1 pseudogene is annotated in these 883 nt (G+C 62.4%); it reads left to right on the forward strand.

Annotation, left to right across the window (positions count from 1 at the left end):
• Positions 1-883, forward strand: a pseudogene (locus AAFM29_RS01695) (TonB-dependent receptor); the annotation flags it as partial.

An 883-nucleotide genomic window follows, 5' to 3' on the forward strand; every position in this document is an offset into this window, starting at 1 on the left:
CTGAACTACTTCCAGCGCCCCGACGAACGTTACACGGCCGGCGTCTTCGCGGACGATGAGATCAGCCCCGCGCTGCACCCGTACATGGAGTTCAACTTCATGGACGACCGCACGGTCGCCCAGATCGCTCCGTCGGGTAACTTCGGCAACACGCTTTCGCTCAACTGCGACAACCCGCTGCTGGGTGCCGCACAGCTGGCTGTGATCTGCGACAACGAAAACCTGCTCGTCAGCCCCGATCCGGCACGCGCATTCGATGTCGTTGGCAACACCGGTGAACCGGCTTTCGACTTCATCGATCCGTCGACCGGCAACACCTACAACCGTGGCTTCGCGCAGATCCTGCGTCGTAACGTCGAAGGTGGCCCGCGTCGTGACGACCTGCAGCACACCAGCTACCGCGCAGTCCTCGGTCTTCGCGGCGATCTGGGTTCGGCCTGGTCGTATGACGCATACTACCTGTATGGTCGCACGAACTTCGCGGAAACCTACACCAACGACGTTTCGGTGACCCGTGCAACCCGCGCTCTGGACGCCGTGCTCGATGCGAATGGCAACGTTGTGTGCCGCTCGACGCTCGATGGCAGCGATCCGAACTGCGTGCCCTGGGACATCTTCAACCCCGGTACGTCAGCACCGAGCGAAGCCGCGAGGAACTATCTCTCGATCCCCGGTCTTCAGCGCGGCGTGAACTCGACGCAGGTGGCTTCGGCCTATGTTTCGGGTGCACTGGGCGAATACGGCGTGCAGTCGCCGTGGGCCTCTGAAGGCGTCGGCATCGTAATCGGTGGCGAATACCGCAAGGAGAAGCTCGACTTCTTCTCGGACGTCACCTTCCAGACCGGCGATCTTTCCGGTCAGGGTGCTCCGACGCTCCCGGTTG

The organism is Erythrobacter sp. (assembly GCF_038133525.1).
In the GTDB taxonomy this organism is placed as follows: domain Bacteria; phylum Pseudomonadota; class Alphaproteobacteria; order Sphingomonadales; family Sphingomonadaceae; genus Qipengyuania.